This is a genomic window from Desulfocapsa sulfexigens DSM 10523 (assembly GCF_000341395.1).
GTDB classification, from domain to species: Bacteria; Desulfobacterota; Desulfobulbia; order Desulfobulbales; family Desulfocapsaceae; genus Desulfocapsa; species Desulfocapsa sulfexigens.
Genome location: NC_020304.1, coordinates 3,120,899 through 3,135,760 on the forward strand (window position 1 = coordinate 3,120,899; position 14,862 = coordinate 3,135,760).

The window sequence follows — 14,862 nt, forward strand, 5'->3', positions numbered from 1 at the left end:
AAAATACGGTTTTTACAAATATTATTCTGATTGGAATGCGTCGGGTTCATCAAAGGGACTGAGGTTTTCAAACATAGTGTGCTCTTTAATGAATGTCAATTTGACAGTCCCAGTAGGGCCGTTTCTCTGTTTACCGATGATAATTTCAGCAATACCCTTGTTGGGATTATCCTCTCCTTTGTTGTATACTTCATCCCGATAGATAAAGCAGATGACGTCAGCATCCTGTTCAATGGCCCCAGATTCACGAAGGTCAGACATCATGGGACGTTTGTCAGGACGACTTTCCAGGCTACGATTTAACTGGGAGAGAGCAATAACCGGCACCTTCAGTTCTTTGGCCATGGCTTTGAGCGACCTTGAGATTTCACTGATTTCCTGGGTGCGGTTTTCGCTTGAGTTTCTGCCTCGCATTAACTGGAGGTAATCAACTATGATCAGGCCGAGTGGATACTGGGCAGCAAGACGTCGTACTTTTGCCCGCATCTCAAGAACGGAGATGGCTGGGGTGTCATCTATGTAAATGGGTGCTTCTGTGAGCATACCGACCGCACGGGTCAGTTTTGGCCAGTCTTCATTTTGCAGCCTTCCCGTACGGACGCGCTGGGAATCAACAGGACCTGTTGAACAGAGAAGGCGCATGGTAAGTTGTTCTTTTGACATTTCAAGGCTGAATACTGCGGTACCTATTTTCTGGAAGATGGCTGCATTTTGAGCAATATTCATGGCGAAGGCAGTTTTGCCCATGGAAGGCCGGCCAGCCAGGATAATTAGATCAGATGGTTGTAGGCCGGCGGTCATCCTGTCAAGGTCAGGAAAGCCGGTGGGGACGCCAGTGATCTGTTCTTTCCTGCTGTAAAGCAATTCTACAGTCTTAAAGGCTTCTGGAACGATGTTTTTCAGGGGAGTAAAACTTTTGTCTGATTTACTCCTGGCAATCTCGAAAATAGCCTGTTCCGCCTCGTCAACAAGAGTATCTATATCACCCTGTTCCTCATAACAGCGACTGGCAATGTCGGTATTTACAGAGATCAGGTTCCTGAGGACTGCTTTTTGACGAATAATTTTTGCGTAGTAAAGAAGATTTGCCGTAACTGGCACAATAGAGGTGAGTGTGGCGAGATAGCCAACACCACCAGCCTTCTCGAGCTGGTTCAGGTCTTTTAACTGGTTTGAAACAGTGATTATGTCCTGGGGTTCGTTTCGTTCAAAAAGTACAATCATTGCTTCAAAGATAAGTTTATGATTGTCTTTGTAAAAGTCGTCGCTTACAAGAAGTTCAAGAACCGTTGAAAGTGAATGGTCCGAGAGAAGGATAGTACCAAGTACAGATTGTTCAGCCTCTACATTTTGCGGCGGCATTCGGCCGCCGGAGGTGTTGACCGATGGAGCAAATGGTGGTGGTGGGTTCATAGTGGCAACAAAATGGCAAGTGATATAAACAACAACACACCGTGCAGGGCAGTTATGTCCTGACAGTGTGTTGTAAATTCACTGACAGCAGCCCCAGGGGGCTGTCAGTGAAAAGTACTTTCAGAAAAAGAGGTGTTAGGCAACTGCTGTTTCCACCAGGGGAACAACTGAAACTGTAATCTCTACCGTAGTCTGAAATCCGACCTTTATGGTCACACTGTTTTCTCCAAGCTCTTTGATAGGATCTGGAAGGAGAATGTTTTTCTTGTCAATTGCGACCTTGGTGTCTTCTTCAAGTTTTGCGGCAATATCACTTGAAGTAACCGAACCAAAGAGCCTCTCTTCATTGCCTGTGAGCATGGCGATGATAAGAGTCGTTCCGGCTAGTTTTTTGGCAATTGCCTCAGCAGCTTTGATTTCTTCCTTGATACGGGCCTGAATTTCAGCCTGGTTCTTTTCAAAAATCGCTACGTTTGTGGCGTTTGCGATGACGGCTTTTTGCTGGGGCAGAAGATAGTTACGTCCATATCCGGCCTTGACCGTTACGATGTCGCCTTCCCTGCCAAGGGTGTCTATAGTCTCTTTTAATATAACTTCCATTGTAATCTCCTTAACTACGTTCGTATAGCAACTAAGCTATATACCATATACACAAAGGTATTTTTTATTTATAATGCGTTCTGATCGGGTTTCTCTTCGCCTCGGTTTAATCGCCTGGTATCCATCCATACATCAGCTACGCCAAGAATGCCAAGGAGAATGACTCCAAATGTCTGAAAGAAGAGAAGAACATAAATTAACGTTCGCAAGAGCAAGGGCACACTCCATTTTGAAAAATAAAAGAGCATGATTGCAATGCCTTGAAAGCAGTACAGCAAGGTGCTGACCATAAGGACATTTATTCCGATGGTTCTGCCGGATTCGACCGGAAGAACGATCAGGACTGATGCAATAATTAATATCCAGACTAATTTTTCAGGCAAAATCCATAACATGTATTCAGGCCAAGGCCCTGAACCACTGTTTTTGTGAAGCATCCGATTGCCGATAGCCATGGCAAACCAGGTAATCAGTAGGGCAATACAGGTAAGTATACCCGGCATCACCCTTGGTATCCAGATTTTCATCTGAGTAAAGGTCTGTTCGAGCAGAAAAAGTGTATCTGCAGGTACGGAACCATTTGCTTTGTAATATGTTATTGCTTCGTCCATTCCCTGATTGAGTGAACTGATCAGCAGGGTGTATGGATGCTCTTCAAGTCCGAAGGTGAGAATCGTTGTGACTATCATCCATGATCCGGCAAGAGCAAGAGTTCCTTTAATTACAGCGGGTGTAATTGATTCCCCTCGGTGGGCGGAATCTGCAAGTACAAATCCTACAGGAATTAAAGTTAATGAAAAGAGCAACTGTTCAATGATCTGAAAAGCCAGACCTGCAATGCAGGCTAGTATACATCCAAAAAGGATATATTTTTGTCCTCTGTTCTTTCCGTATCGTATGAGATAATAAAAGACCAGCAGGGGGAGAAGGCCGTGTATCCAGCCAAAAATAGCTCCCAACAGCCCGGGAAGAAGAATAACAGCTGTAACCAGTAAAATATGTTGCAGGAATTTTACTTTCTCGGGGTTTGACTCTTCCTCATTCACAGTTTGCAACCTTTTCAGAAATCCTACCTCTGTGTGCTTCCAGAGTATGGAAGCAATGCGATCTGACGGGCACGTTTTATAGCTTCGCAGAGTTGTCTCTGATGAGTGGCACAGGTTCCGTAGATACGACGAGGAATAATTTTTCCACGTTCAGTTACAAAATTACGAAGGGTTTTTGGATCCTTGTAGTCGATTGACATTTCTTTGTCAGAACAGAAACGACAGCTTCTTTTTCTTTGAAAAACTCTTTTTTTAGGTGGCATAGTATATACTCCTGGATTTAATCCGGTCTTGATCGTTAGTTAGCTGGTGGTTAAGCACTCTTGTTGTTCGGTTCAGTCGTTTTCGACGTCATCGTCGTCAAGTGTGTCGTCTTCATCCAGATCTTCTTCCTGATCACTGGCCTCTGCTGCACGCTTGGCAGCAGCAATTGCTGCCGCTTCATATTCACCGCGAGCAGACACAATTCCTTCTTCATCGATAGATTCTTCAAGCTTAACAGTCATATATTTCATGACCGAATCATCAATTCGGAATCTGCGTTCCATCTCTATGACATTGTCAGGATCGCATGCATAGTCGCAGTAAACATAGTATCCCAGAGTTTCTTTTTTGATTTCGTAGGCAAGAGTACGAACACCCCATTTATCAAGGGAGATCATCTGACCTCCTTCGGTGCCAAGAATTGTATTTGTGTTTTCTATTACTGCGGTGATCTCATTCTCGCTCATCGTGGGGCGAAGAATGTAGATCGTTTCATACCTGCGCATAAGTTCCTCCTCGTGGACTCATGATATGGGAAAATTCCCAGGTGTTTGGCTCTTACTGACTGTAAGAGCGAAGAGGTACTGTTTCACACTATGTAAAACAGGAATACGTGAAAGACGTATCTCATCAACGAAACCAAAAAAAATACCTTGAGAGTATGATTGTGTCAATTTATTTCTTTTTCTTTTCCATGGATTTTATTTTTTCCCACTGTTTGTTGAGGTCAATTTCGTTTTTGAGTTCGGTTCCGGCAAAAACGTGTGGGTGTCTACGAATCATTTTAGCGTTGATTCCGGATATAACGTCTTCAATAGTAAAATGGGCTGATTCGGATTGGATTTCCGAGAGTAACACCAGGAGGAAAAGTACATCACCAATTTCCTCACATAAGTGTATAGGGTCATTTTCGTCAATTGCCTCAAGAAGTTCAGCGCATTCTTCAGCAATGTATTTTTTAAGACTTGTTGTGGTTTGTTTTCTGTCCCACGGACACCCGTCATCGGATCGTAATTTGGCAATTGTCTGACAAAATGAAAAAAAAGTATTTTTGCAGGTATTCATGTTTTTTTAAGAATAAAAATTAAGAACATTAAGGTTTCATTAACTTAGGTGTGTTAACGCAACATGTAAGCAGGTTAACAGGTGTTAGCTGGCGTTGCCTGTGGTGGTTGATAATTGTTGACAATACCTGACAGTAAAGGTAGTAATTTTCTCATCTGACATCAGCACTCATTCCTATTAAGTCTGTCAGTAGCGACGTTTCTTGGACTTGAGTTCTTACCACATAAATTAAATTATTTTTTATTTTTTTATATTTTATTAAGTTTTAATGAGAGGGAATTTGTATGGATCAGGAAAAACAGAAAGAATTTATGTTAAAGAGGCAAAAGGACATTGCCAGAATTGACCAGGAATCAAAACGAACTCACGGTTGGTATGTTCGGGTACGATTTCAGGGAAAAACGTATTCAAAGTTTTTTTCAGACAAAAAGTGTGGAGGTCGTTATTCCAGTCTGCTTTCTGCCATTGCATGGCGTGACTCAACCGAAAAGAGGCTTGGTAAGATTCGTACCAATAAGCATCTTGTAACCGTTAGCAACTCCGGGACTGGCGTGGTTGGGGTGAGACTGAATGACGGTTTTAATCGCTATGAGGTGAGTTGGGTGACAACTGAAGGTAAGCAGGGAAAAACGTCCGTTTCCATACGAAAACATGGAAAAGAGGGGGCATTTATAAAGGCATGTGCCATTCGTCAGGAAAAAGAAAGGGCACGGTTAGGGATTTAGACCTTTAACATCGACTGAATTGTTTGACGGGTCCCCAGTCTTTAGTGCTGCTGTCTCTGTTATTTGGTTTGCAAATAGCTGTAACCGAGGCAATGCCAGGCCGAACAGGCCTGTCATTGCCTTTTTTTGTTGTGTGAGCTGCAAAATGTGTTGACATTTGCGTTGGAAAAAGGTTTATTTCGCAGTTTCTCTTGTTTAATTTATCAATTCAATTGTAATGCACATATTAAGAGGTCGTACGAATGTATGCAATAATAAGAACCGGTGGAAAACAGTATCAAGTTGCCAGTGGCGATCAGCTTCGTGTGGAGAAGCTTGAAGGAAGTGTTGGCGACACCGTTGAACTCACCGATGTATTAATGGTCGTGGATGGTGAGAATGTTCAGGTTGGAAGCCCGGTAGTTGAAAATGCAAAGGTAGTTGCCAAAATTGCTGAGCAGGGTAAAGCCAAAAAAGTTATCATTTTCAAGAAAAAACGTCGTAAAGGTTACAGATTGAGAAAAGGTCATCGACAGATGTATACTGCTCTTAAAATTCAGGAAATTACTGCCTGATCTGTTTTCGGTTATAAAATATATATTTTCATTCACCACCCCCCCAGGTTGGTTTTCTGAATTGTTGGTGATGAGGAGTTGAAAAATGGCACATAAAAAAGCTGGTGGTAGTTCCAGGAATGGTCGCGATAGTAAAGGTCAAAGACGTGGCGTGAAACGTTTTGGTGGAGAAACTATCTCTGCAGGCACTATTATTGTACGTCAACTCGGCACTGTTATTCATCCGGGAACCAACGTTGGTTGTGGAAGAGATTATACTCTTTTTGCCAAAGTTGATGGTATTGTTACCTTTGAAGATTTTGGACATAAGAAAAAAAGGGTAAGCGTTTATCCGGCCGCCTGATACGGGGGCTGCACTCTTTTTTTTTATTTTTTCTTTCCTCACCGTATTGCGGTCAGGTTGGGACAAAATATCAGCTCGACCTCAAGTGTTTATTGAAGGTCGAGCTTTTTTTTTGTAAACATTTTACAGTATGCTAGGACAATATGGCCTTTGTAGATCAGGCAAAATTTCATGTGAAAGCTGGTGATGGCGGGAACGGCTGTGTAAGTTTTCGACGGGAAAAATACGTCCCCAAAGGCGGCCCTGATGGTGGCGATGGCGGAAGGGGGGGCGATGTAATTATCCAATGTACCAGCAATTTGCAGTCTCTTATTGACTTTCGCTATCGTTCGCATTTTAAAGCTGAGCGTGGTGTTCATGGGAAGGGTAAGGATATGCATGGGCGTAAGGGGAAGAGCTGTTATCTGCAGGTTCCCTTAGGCTCCGTCATAAAGAGTGCTGAAACCGGTGAAATACTCGCTGACCTTCGTGAAGAAGGGGACCAGTATGTGGCCGCACATGGAGGCAAAGGGGGGGCTGGTAATCCTCATTTTGCATCGGGTACCAATAGAACGCCCCGTATAGCCAAAAAGGGTCAAGAAGGTGAGGAGATGTGGCTCTTTATTGAGCTCAAGTTGATTGCTGACATCGGATTGGTGGGATTGCCAAATGCCGGCAAATCTACACTGCTTTCTCAACTTTCGGCCGCTAATCCCAAGGTGGCAAGTTATCCTTTCACCACACTTGAGCCACAGCTGGGTGTCCTTCACTTGAAGCATATGGAATCATGTATTATTGCTGACATACCAGGGCTTATTGAAGGTGCACATGAGGGAGTAGGGCTCGGTTTCACTTTTCTTCGACACATAGAACGAACACGTATACTTCTGCATATCCTTGATGGATCTAGCGAAAAGGCACTTGATGAATATCACGTTGTGGAAAATGAGTTGGAGGCATACAATAAAGAACTTGTCGATAGAACCACTCTGGTTGTTCTGAATAAGGCCGATATTGCAGAACCTGATCATCTTAAATCATTAAAGAAATCTCTTGAGAAAAAAGGGTTACAGGTTGCGATTATATCCGGTCTCACCGGCCAGGGAATTGAAGAATTAAAAGCAACTTTAGCCGATGTACTCGATAAATTGAACAACCCTGCTACAAATCAGTCTGCTGATGATAAGCAGTACGGTATTCATTAAATTAAACATTTTCCATGAATGAAAATAATACCGAAATTAGCCTGGAAGATGGCCTTTTTCTACGCCAAACGTATTTTGACAAGGCAAAACGAATTGTTGTAAAGGTCGGCTCTGCAGTGCTCACCGATGAGAAAGGTATTGATACAAATATCATTCAAAATATTGCTCGTGAATTGAGCTTTCTCAAAAAAAGTGGTCGGGAAGTTATCCTTGTGAGCTCTGGAGCTGTTGCTGCCGGAAAGCGTAAAATTACCATTCCTGATAATGTCGAAATAGGAATTGAAGAGAAACAGGCACTTGCGGCTATTGGCCAGCCCGTTCTTATGCAATCCTATGAGGCAGCTTTTGAGGAGTGTGGTCAAGTTGTGGCTCAAGTACTGCTTACCCACTCTGATCTTGCCAATCGTAAGCGCTACCTCTGTGTCCGCAATACCATCCTCGCACTTTTTCGGTTTGATGCAATCCCCATCCTCAATGAAAACGATACCGTTGCTGTTGATGAACTCCGTTTTGGAGATAACGACACACTTGCGGCTTTAATTGCAAATCTCATTGAAGCGGACATGTTTATTTGTCTCACGGATGTGGTTGGTTTGTATACAGGGAATCCCCAGACAGATTCAGATGCTCGACAGCTATATACTGTGGCTGCCGTAACTAAAGAAATTGAATCCATGGCAGGTAATGTCAAAAGTGCACTTGGAACCGGTGGGATGCGGTCTAAAATACGGGCCGCCAAAATGGTTTCTTCTGGAGGAGGGTCTTCTTTTATTGGGCCAGGACGTAATCCACAAATTTTACAACAGCTCTTTAGCGGTGAGATGGTAGGTACTTTTTTTCTACCTGCCCAGGATAAAATAAAACCACGAAAACAATGGATTGCTCATGTATTGCACCCCAGGGGCTTTCTGATGCTTGATGCTGGCGCTTGTAGAGCGATATCTGCCAATGGCTGTAGTCTCCTTCCATCCGGGATCCAGGAGATTCGTGGGGACTTCGGAGTGGGCGATGCTGTTCACTGCATTGATCCTGATGGTAAAGTTATTGCGGCGGGTCTTATCAATTACTGCTCCTCCGATGTTGCAAAAATAAAACAACACCGTTCCGATGAAATATCGAATTTACTTGGGACGAAAGATTATGATGAAGTTATTCACCGTGATAATCTCGTATTACTTTAACTGAGGCTTATTACCATGACTACCCTTGAAAATGACATCTGCGATATCGCCAGACGTGCAAGAGTTGCCGCTCGATCTCTCGTTTCACTATCAACTGAATCGAAGAATAATGTTCTTCGTCTAATGGCGGAAGCCATAGATGAACAACGTGATTTTATCCAGGATGAAAATCAGAAGGATCTTGTTGCTGGTAAAGGAAAGGGCCTATCCAGTGCTATGCTTGATCGTCTTGAATTGTCGGACAGCGTTATTGCATCCATGAGAAATGGCCTGGCAGAGGTTGCAGCTCTTCCAGATCCTGTTGGGGAAATATCAAAAATGACCAAACGTCCCAACGGATTGATGGTCGGTCGTATGCGTATCCCCTTAGGGGTTATTGGAATGATTTACGAATCGCGTCCTAATGTTACCGTTGATGCAGCAGCCCTCTGTTTAAAGGCCGGTAATGCCATCATTCTGCGCGGCGGATCTGAAGCCATACATTCCAACAGGGCATTGGCCTCAGTGTTACAAGGTGTCCTTGAAAGCCAGGAAATAGCTGCAGATGCCATTCAGGTTATTCCCGTTACCGACCGTAAGGCTGTGAATGTTTTGCTTAATCAGGAAGAATATATTGATCTCATAATTCCTCGTGGAGGAGAGGGGCTCATACGCTTCGTTTCAGAAAACTCACGCATTCCAGTTCTCAAACATTATAAAGGTGTCTGCCACATCTATGTTGATGCAGATGCTGATCTTCAAAAGGCAACACCGGTAATTGTTAATTCAAAAGCACAAAGACCTGGAGTCTGTAATGCCCTTGAGGGGTTGCTCATCCACAGGGATATCGCAGAAACATATCTTCCCGTCTTGGCAGCAGAACTCAAAGAGCATAATGTGAAGATGCTTGGATGTAAGAAGTCGGTGATGATTGCTCCCGAGATTACACCTGCAATGGAAAGTGATTGGGGAACTGAATTTTTAAATCTCACGCTCTGTGTGAAAGTGGTTGCCAATATGGAAGAGGCATTTTCCTATATCGATCGATATGGGTCACAGCATACAGAGATTATTCTCACAGAAAACTATTCAAATGCGAGTAGGTTTGTTGCTGAGGTTGACGCTTCAGCCGTAATGGTAAATGCCTCTACCCGATTCAATGATGGCGGTGAACTTGGATTAGGTACAGAAATTGGAATTAGTACCACTAAGTTACATGCTTATGGTCCTATGGGATTAGAAGAGTTAACAACAAGAAAGTTTGTAGTATATGGCCAGGGCCAGGTCAGGCAGTGATTCATCGAACAGGAATTCTTGGCGGTACCTTTGATCCCGTCCATAATGGTCACCTGGCACTTGCTGCCGCCGCCGGGAATGTATGTGATCTCTCGGAGGTTGTTCTTTTACCAGCGGCAGTCCCGCCTCACAAAGCAACTAAGGACATTACAAAATTTTCACATCGAGCAGCCATGCTGACCCTGGCGGTCAGGGATAACCCGCTTTTTTATGTGTCTACTATTGAGGAACTGTTACCCTCACCTTCCTATACCATTGACACACTGCAGTATTTAAGAATTCACTCCGCCGGGGCAAGCCAATTTTATTTTATTACAGGTGCCGATGCATTTCTTGATATCCTTTCCTGGCACAAATACGAAGACGTGCTCATGGCTAGCCATTTTATCGTTTTTTCGAGAAATGGTTGTAAAAACAAAAAACTGAACAAACTGTTGCTCTTTCTGAATTACAAAAAACAAACCAATAACTGGTGGTATAATCAAAAATCCAGAAAGTCAATATATACATCAACCATTGCCCTCCCCACGGTTTCATCCTCTGAAGTTCGAAAACGGATTTCCAGTGGAAAAGGTGTGGATTCTCTGGTTCCTGAAGAGGTTGCCAGATATATAAGAGACCATGGACTCTATAAAGCCTGATCAACTTGAGGTGTATCACATGGTGGGGGTGTGAAAGGGTGATAAAAAAAGTTTCTGCTGCAGAAAAGGTTGACTTGTTCGCTCTGCTTGATGCTATAATAACAAAATCACATACGGATACCGCAGTTTAAATAGTATATTTTTCAATTCTGTAATAAAAAAACATGTTATGAGCACGAGTGAACATCTCCAAAATCCTGTTAAAGTTCTTATTGTAGACGATTCTTGGGTTCTACGCAGAGTGCTGCGTGGTACCCTCGCCAAGAGAGATGATGTCTCCGTAGCAGGTGAAGCAACAAACGGAATAGAGGCTTTGGAGATGATACTGAAACTTCAACCGGATGTGATCCTTCTGGACATGGAAATGCCGGTTATGGATGGGATGACCACTCTGCAGCATTTGATGATCCACACGCCAACACCGACTATAATGCTTTCTTCTCTGAGTAAAAAAGGGACTGCCCGTTGTTTTGATGCTTTGAAGTATGGTGCAGTAGATTTTGTATCAAAGAATAGTTTTTTTCAGGGAATGGATAGCACTGCTCACTCAAAACTTGTACTAAATAAAATATTTGCTGCTGCTAAAACCTCCGTCCAGTCTATTGACCCAATGCACCAGAAAGATGAGTCCGGTGTAGTAGGAAAGCTCCGTGAAAAAGTTGTTTTCTGTGAGGATTGTGGAACCAGGCAGAGCGTGAAGGCCTGGCCGCTCAATGACGATGTTATTAAATGCCAGAAATGTGGCGATGATATACCAGTTCTTATGAATAAACGTTATCGACGGATGAACTTTATCACAGTAATTGGTGCAGGAGAGGGTGGCTACGCCAACCTTCTCAAGATGATTCCGGCCCTGAGTCCAGAGATGGGCGGGGCAATCTGTGTTATGGTTCTGGATGACCGCAATCGCGTTCAGTCATTTGTTAAATATCTTGATGCAATCAGTGATTTTGACGTCTTACTTGGAAAAAATGGTACTACCCTTGAAGGTGGGTGCTGCTACCTTTTTTCAGGGGCTGAACAGGTGCTCCTGTCACCTTATTCCGGGAATTATAGCTTTAAGATCCAGCCAACTGCTAACACCGATTCCTCTGCAAGAATAGATGAATTAATGGCCTCCGCAGGGACCCTGTTGAAAGATCGTGTAGCCGGTGTTTTGCTCTCCGGGGAGGAATCCGATGGAAGTAGGGGGATTGAAAAGATTCTCGCCGAGGGAGGGAATTGTTTTGTTTTGAATCCAGATCACTGTTTTCATAAAACTATGACCAGTGGTCCCTTTGTGCGATTCAATCTTCAAGGGGGGCTTAATGAGACCCTGCTTGCGGCTAAAATCCAGGAATGTCATTTCGCAAAAAAAGAAAACGTTATTACCGCCTGAATTTTAATTCCCTTCTTTAAAAGGATTGTTTCTATGGAGAAAGTTGATCCAGTCGAAAGACGTGCTTATTGCCGTGTGTCCATTGATATGGACATTGAAGTGTGTCACATTCAGGATGAGGGACAATCTTTCGATCTTTCCGTTATTTTATGTCGCGGAAGAGATGTAAGTGGCGGTGGGATTTCATTTTACGGTCACATTCGATATACGAATGAGAGTCTCCTACGTCTTCAGATTCCCCTTTCAACTAAAGAAAGTACCTCCCGGACAGATGGCGTAAGACTTCTTAAAGTGTTGGGAAAGGTTATGTGGTGCAAGAAGAACATTGATACAAACAGCTATGTTACAGGTGTACAGTTTTTAAATATTTATGAACAGGATTTTAAGATACTGGTTGATTATGTTCATGGCTGTCTAAGTGTTTAAATGTAATAAAATAGATAGTTAGGCAATGTGAAGTAACTCCTTAATACATCCTGGTATTGCGTCTCCAAGCTCAGAAGCTGTATAGCCAAATCCACTCTGCCTATAGAGGAGATCTCCGGCCATTCCATGGAGAAACACTCCAGCGGCAGCAGCTCTTTCAACGTCCAGGTTTTGACAGAGCAATGCGCCAATTATACCAGTTAGCACATCTCCCATACCTCCGGTAGCCATTCCGGGGTTTCCGCTGGTGTTGATATAGGTGAGGCCTGCTGAAGAGGTGACAATGGTTCCGGCACCTTTTAAAATCATAATACAATCTTTACGGCCCATGCTGTAAATTCTGCACGCCTCCCTTGCTGCCTTTACACGATTTTCTCTGACGGTATCAGTTGAACCGCCAAGAAGTCTTGCCATTTCTCCTGGATGTGGCGAGAAAATTCTAGGCCCTGCAGGAACAGGAAGTTTTTTACGATTCTTAGCTAGAATGTTCAAGGCATCAGCATCGATTACCATGGGTAAGGTGAGTGTTTCGTAAAGATTCAGTACAAGTTCAGTTGTGGTTGACTCGGTACCGATTCCAGGACCTATAATCAAAGCATTTTTTTCCTCGATGTGCTGTTTGATATGTTCAAGGTCTTGCATGGAGGGTACTGTTGTGGATTTCGGCAGGGGAATGGTCATTGCTTCAACAAGGAGTGTTTCGTAGACAGAATTCAAATCCGTCGGGCTGAAAAGACTGACCAGCCCGCTTCCTGTACGAAGTGCCCCCTTAACAGCAAGTACAGCAGCACCCGTCTTTCCTATGGATCCAGCAAGAACCACAAGATGTCCATGAGTGCCTTTATGGGCATTGTCCACCCTTTTTAGAGATGAGACCATGGCTGCGGCAGATCTTTTATCGAGAAGCTCAGTAGTGATTTTGGCACGTTGCATAGCCTCTGGAGGAATGCCAATGTCAATAACAGAAATTTTTGCGGCAAACTCGGGGCCGTTGTGAAGGATATGGCCTGGTTTCGGGCAGCCATAGGTTGCAGTATAACTTGCACGAACACAGGTTCCAAGAACCTTGCCGTTGTCGGAATCCATTCCGGATGGGATATCTACGGCGATAACGGGAATACCACGCACTGCATCAGAATGATTGATAAAACGTATAGTTTCCGCGAACTGTTTTGTGACTACACGTGCCAGTCCGGTGCCAAAGATGGCGTCTACTATTGCATAACAGGGGGTACCCTGATTCATAAATTGTTTGTAAAGAACCGGGAGCGTTTGAGCTCTGCTGATAGTGTCAATCACATGAAAGGGGAGCCGTAATTTGCGAACTATGGCCATATTGGCTGCAGCATCACCGGTTAGTTGATCGGGATCGACAAGAAAAAAGAAAATGGGCTTGCAGCCTCTCTGGTGAAGGTGTCTGCCAATAACGAGGCCATCTCCACCATTATTTCCAGGACCTACAAAAATGAGAGCGAATGAGCTGGAGGGAGAACCGAGTTCTTTTTCCATCATCTGGACAGTCCCTAATCCTGCATTCTCCATCAGGACGATACCGGGAATGTGGTAGTCGTTTATTGCACTTTGGTCGAGGCCACGCATTTCTGCGGCATTGGGTAACTTCATTGCTGTTCCCTTGCAGAGGAAAAAGGTCAGGCAAGACCTTTTAAAAAGCCGATTATTGTGTCCGAGAGTTGCTGAGGGTCTGACTCAGAATGTTTTATGATACCAAGGTAGTACCGGCCAAGAGAGAAAACGAGAATATTGTCGCCGGAGGCTCTTTCCACACAGCAATAGATATATCTTCGTCCTTCCAGGTCATCACTGAGAGAATCACAAAGTTTACCGCTTGTGACAATAGCAGATGAGAGGGCAACAGCTTCTTCGTAGTTTTCACTAACAACGTATCCGTCATTACGAACAAGGATGTACTTGGAAACGCCTTCAATGTCACCGAGTCTTGAAAAATCTTTTGCAGTGGCCATATTTATTCCTCTTTTTTACTTTGAAGGCTGTTTAAAAACTCGTTTCGATCATCCTCGTCGTCAATCTCTTCTTGTATCATGGAAATAAGTTCAGGAAGATTTTCGAGCGATGGGGTATTGTTTGATGCCCATATCTCCACAGAATCATTGAAGACAAGCTCAGCAACAGGACCTATATAGTGGGCAAGTTGTGAATGAATATTCTCCAGAGGAAGTCGCAACTCAGACTCCTCGGAAAGAAGAATAGCCATTATATTGTCATTTGTCTGGGGATTCTCTGTGGCTTCCTGTGGTTCTGCAGAAATTTCAGCTTCAGGAGATTCCTCAGTCTGTATGTTCAGTGCCATTTGCACCGTCATTTTGATCATACCAGGGGAAAGTGAAGGCTGATGAAGCAGGAACAACCAATGTCCTTCTTGTATCATGGTACCAAAAAGAATCATATCTCTAAAACAAACCCTGATACCTCCGGTATCATGAAAATGAACAGACATCATGGAGATAATTTTGGTCAACTTAAGGCTGATTTGCTGCAATGACTCATCTTTTACAACACCACCAGTCTGGTTGGAATAAATTCCTCTATCAGGTGCATAAAGAAATCCCCCAGTAACTTCTGGAAGACTGGCTATAATGTCAGCGAGCTTTGAATCGTATTCCACTGTATAATCTCCACGGCAATGTTTAAATTATCCGAAGTATGGACGAATAGATGGATATGCGAAAGCAGTATGAAAACTTTGCATAATATTTATTAGATTCTATAATGGAGAAATTTACCTGTC

The 14,862-nt window shown here is 43.5% G+C and carries 18 protein-coding genes; 9 read left to right on the top strand and 9 right to left on the bottom strand.

Annotated elements, in window-relative coordinates:
- Nucleotides 1-21: 21 nt before the first annotated feature.
- From dnaB to UWK_RS13915, 6 genes are all read right to left on the bottom strand, one after another.
- A complete protein-coding gene (gene dnaB, locus UWK_RS13890) occupies nucleotides 22-1,413 on the bottom strand; it encodes a replicative DNA helicase (protein ID WP_015405017.1) in 1,392 nt (463 codons plus the stop codon).
- A gap of 135 nt (nucleotides 1,414-1,548) precedes the next feature.
- Nucleotides 1,549-2,013 carry a 50S ribosomal protein L9 gene (gene rplI, locus UWK_RS13895; protein WP_015405018.1) on the bottom strand — a complete coding sequence of 155 codons (465 nt, stop codon included), beginning with the start codon at nucleotides 2,011-2,013 and terminating at the stop codon, nucleotides 1,549-1,551.
- 68 nt (nucleotides 2,014-2,081) lie between these two features.
- A complete protein-coding gene (locus UWK_RS13900) occupies nucleotides 2,082-3,059 on the bottom strand; it encodes a DUF2232 domain-containing protein (RefSeq protein ID WP_015405019.1) in 978 nt (325 codons plus the stop codon).
- A 23-nt stretch (nucleotides 3,060-3,082) separates the two neighbouring features.
- Nucleotides 3,083-3,322 carry a 30S ribosomal protein S18 gene (rpsR, locus tag UWK_RS13905; protein WP_015405020.1) on the bottom strand — a complete coding sequence of 80 codons (240 nt, stop codon included), beginning with the start codon at nucleotides 3,320-3,322 and terminating at the stop codon, nucleotides 3,083-3,085.
- 72 nt (nucleotides 3,323-3,394) lie between these two features.
- Complete coding sequence (rpsF, locus tag UWK_RS13910; RefSeq protein WP_015405021.1) at nucleotides 3,395-3,829, bottom strand: 30S ribosomal protein S6; 435 nt, start codon at nucleotides 3,827-3,829, stop codon at nucleotides 3,395-3,397.
- A gap of 169 nt (nucleotides 3,830-3,998) precedes the next feature.
- A complete protein-coding gene (locus tag UWK_RS13915; RefSeq protein ID WP_015405022.1) occupies nucleotides 3,999-4,388 on the bottom strand; it encodes a MazG nucleotide pyrophosphohydrolase domain-containing protein in 390 nt (129 codons plus the stop codon).
- Nucleotides 4,389-4,672: 284 nt separating this feature from the next.
- Here UWK_RS13915 and UWK_RS13920 point away from each other — a divergent pair, with 284 nt between their 5' ends.
- The 9 genes from UWK_RS13920 to UWK_RS13960 all read left to right on the top strand — a co-directional run bounded on the left by UWK_RS13920 (nucleotide 4,673) and on the right by UWK_RS13960 (nucleotide 12,095).
- The gene (locus UWK_RS13920) at nucleotides 4,673-5,113 is read left to right on the top strand and encodes an AP2 domain-containing protein (protein ID WP_015405023.1); all 441 of its coding nucleotides are present in this window, start codon (nucleotides 4,673-4,675) and stop codon (nucleotides 5,111-5,113) included.
- A 242-nt stretch (nucleotides 5,114-5,355) separates the two neighbouring features.
- Nucleotides 5,356-5,667: a 50S ribosomal protein L21 gene (gene rplU, locus UWK_RS13925; protein WP_015405024.1), complete on the top strand. Its 312-nt coding sequence runs from the start codon at nucleotides 5,356-5,358 to the stop codon at nucleotides 5,665-5,667.
- 85 nt (nucleotides 5,668-5,752) lie between these two features.
- Entirely contained in the window at nucleotides 5,753-6,010 is a 258-nt protein-coding gene (gene rpmA / locus UWK_RS13930) for a 50S ribosomal protein L27 (RefSeq protein WP_015405025.1), read from the top strand.
- Between the two features lie 143 nt (nucleotides 6,011-6,153).
- Nucleotides 6,154-7,194, top strand: a complete 1,041-nt coding sequence (gene obgE, locus UWK_RS13935) for a GTPase ObgE (protein ID WP_015405026.1) — start codon at nucleotides 6,154-6,156, stop codon at nucleotides 7,192-7,194.
- Between the two features lie 14 nt (nucleotides 7,195-7,208).
- Nucleotides 7,209-8,375 (top strand): glutamate 5-kinase, encoded by a 1,167-nt coding sequence (proB, locus tag UWK_RS13940; RefSeq protein WP_015405027.1) that lies wholly within the window; start codon nucleotides 7,209-7,211, stop codon nucleotides 8,373-8,375.
- Between the two features lie 15 nt (nucleotides 8,376-8,390).
- Nucleotides 8,391-9,650 (top strand): glutamate-5-semialdehyde dehydrogenase, encoded by a 1,260-nt coding sequence (locus UWK_RS13945; protein WP_015405028.1) that lies wholly within the window; start codon nucleotides 8,391-8,393, stop codon nucleotides 9,648-9,650.
- Nucleotides 9,647-10,291, top strand: a complete 645-nt coding sequence (gene nadD, locus UWK_RS13950) for a nicotinate-nucleotide adenylyltransferase (protein ID WP_015405029.1) — start codon at nucleotides 9,647-9,649, stop codon at nucleotides 10,289-10,291. Before UWK_RS13945 ends, nadD begins: the two co-directional genes overlap by 4 nt.
- A 169-nt stretch (nucleotides 10,292-10,460) precedes the next feature.
- On the top strand, nucleotides 10,461-11,669 hold the full coding sequence (locus UWK_RS18665) for a chemotaxis protein CheB (RefSeq protein ID WP_015405030.1): 1,209 nt from the start codon (nucleotides 10,461-10,463) through the stop codon (nucleotides 11,667-11,669).
- 33 nt (nucleotides 11,670-11,702) lie between these two features.
- A complete protein-coding gene (locus tag UWK_RS13960) occupies nucleotides 11,703-12,095 on the top strand; it encodes a PilZ domain-containing protein (protein ID WP_015405031.1) in 393 nt (130 codons plus the stop codon).
- 18 nt (nucleotides 12,096-12,113) lie between these two features.
- Here the strand turns inward: UWK_RS13960 and UWK_RS13965 are convergent, their stop codons facing one another.
- The 3 genes from UWK_RS13965 to UWK_RS13975 are packed head-to-tail and all read right to left on the bottom strand — an operon-like array spanning nucleotide 12,114 to nucleotide 14,739.
- Nucleotides 12,114-13,718, bottom strand: a complete 1,605-nt coding sequence (locus UWK_RS13965) for a bifunctional ADP-dependent NAD(P)H-hydrate dehydratase/NAD(P)H-hydrate epimerase (RefSeq protein ID WP_015405032.1) — start codon at nucleotides 13,716-13,718, stop codon at nucleotides 12,114-12,116.
- A 26-nt stretch (nucleotides 13,719-13,744) separates the two neighbouring features.
- Nucleotides 13,745-14,077 (bottom strand): hypothetical protein, encoded by a 333-nt coding sequence (locus UWK_RS13970; RefSeq protein ID WP_015405033.1) that lies wholly within the window; start codon nucleotides 14,075-14,077, stop codon nucleotides 13,745-13,747.
- Nucleotides 14,078-14,079: 2 nt separating this feature from the next.
- On the bottom strand, nucleotides 14,080-14,739 hold the full coding sequence (locus UWK_RS13975) for a hypothetical protein (RefSeq protein WP_015405034.1): 660 nt from the start codon (nucleotides 14,737-14,739) through the stop codon (nucleotides 14,080-14,082).
- Nucleotides 14,740-14,862: the final 123 nt, after the last annotated feature.

Excerpts from the sequence above, each read along its gene's own strand:
- dnaB (WP_015405017.1), bottom strand. The coding sequence starts at position 1,413 with ATGAACCCACCACCACCATTTGCTCCATCGGTCAACACCTCCGGCGGC.
- UWK_RS13965 (WP_015405032.1), bottom strand. The coding sequence starts at position 13,718 with ATGAAGTTACCCAATGCCGCAGAAATGCGTGGCCTCGACCAAAGTGCA.
- UWK_RS13960 (WP_015405031.1), top strand. The coding sequence starts at position 11,703 with ATGGAGAAAGTTGATCCAGTCGAAAGACGTGCTTATTGCCGTGTGTCC.
- UWK_RS13970 (WP_015405033.1), bottom strand. The coding sequence starts at position 14,077 with ATGGCCACTGCAAAAGATTTTTCAAGACTCGGTGACATTGAAGGCGTT.
- UWK_RS13915 (WP_015405022.1), bottom strand. The coding sequence starts at position 4,388 with ATGAATACCTGCAAAAATACTTTTTTTTCATTTTGTCAGACAATTGCC.
- rplU (WP_015405024.1), top strand. The coding sequence starts at position 5,356 with ATGTATGCAATAATAAGAACCGGTGGAAAACAGTATCAAGTTGCCAGT.
- UWK_RS18665 (WP_015405030.1), top strand. The coding sequence starts at position 10,461 with ATGAGCACGAGTGAACATCTCCAAAATCCTGTTAAAGTTCTTATTGTA.
- proB (WP_015405027.1), top strand. The coding sequence starts at position 7,209 with ATGAATGAAAATAATACCGAAATTAGCCTGGAAGATGGCCTTTTTCTA.
- obgE (WP_015405026.1), top strand. The coding sequence starts at position 6,154 with ATGGCCTTTGTAGATCAGGCAAAATTTCATGTGAAAGCTGGTGATGGC.
- rpsF (WP_015405021.1), bottom strand. The coding sequence starts at position 3,829 with ATGCGCAGGTATGAAACGATCTACATTCTTCGCCCCACGATGAGCGAG.
- rpsR (WP_015405020.1), bottom strand. The coding sequence starts at position 3,322 with ATGCCACCTAAAAAAAGAGTTTTTCAAAGAAAAAGAAGCTGTCGTTTC.
- rplI (WP_015405018.1), bottom strand. The coding sequence starts at position 2,013 with ATGGAAGTTATATTAAAAGAGACTATAGACACCCTTGGCAGGGAAGGC.
- UWK_RS13920 (WP_015405023.1), top strand. The coding sequence starts at position 4,673 with ATGGATCAGGAAAAACAGAAAGAATTTATGTTAAAGAGGCAAAAGGAC.
- rpmA (WP_015405025.1), top strand. The coding sequence starts at position 5,753 with ATGGCACATAAAAAAGCTGGTGGTAGTTCCAGGAATGGTCGCGATAGT.
- UWK_RS13945 (WP_015405028.1), top strand. The coding sequence starts at position 8,391 with ATGACTACCCTTGAAAATGACATCTGCGATATCGCCAGACGTGCAAGA.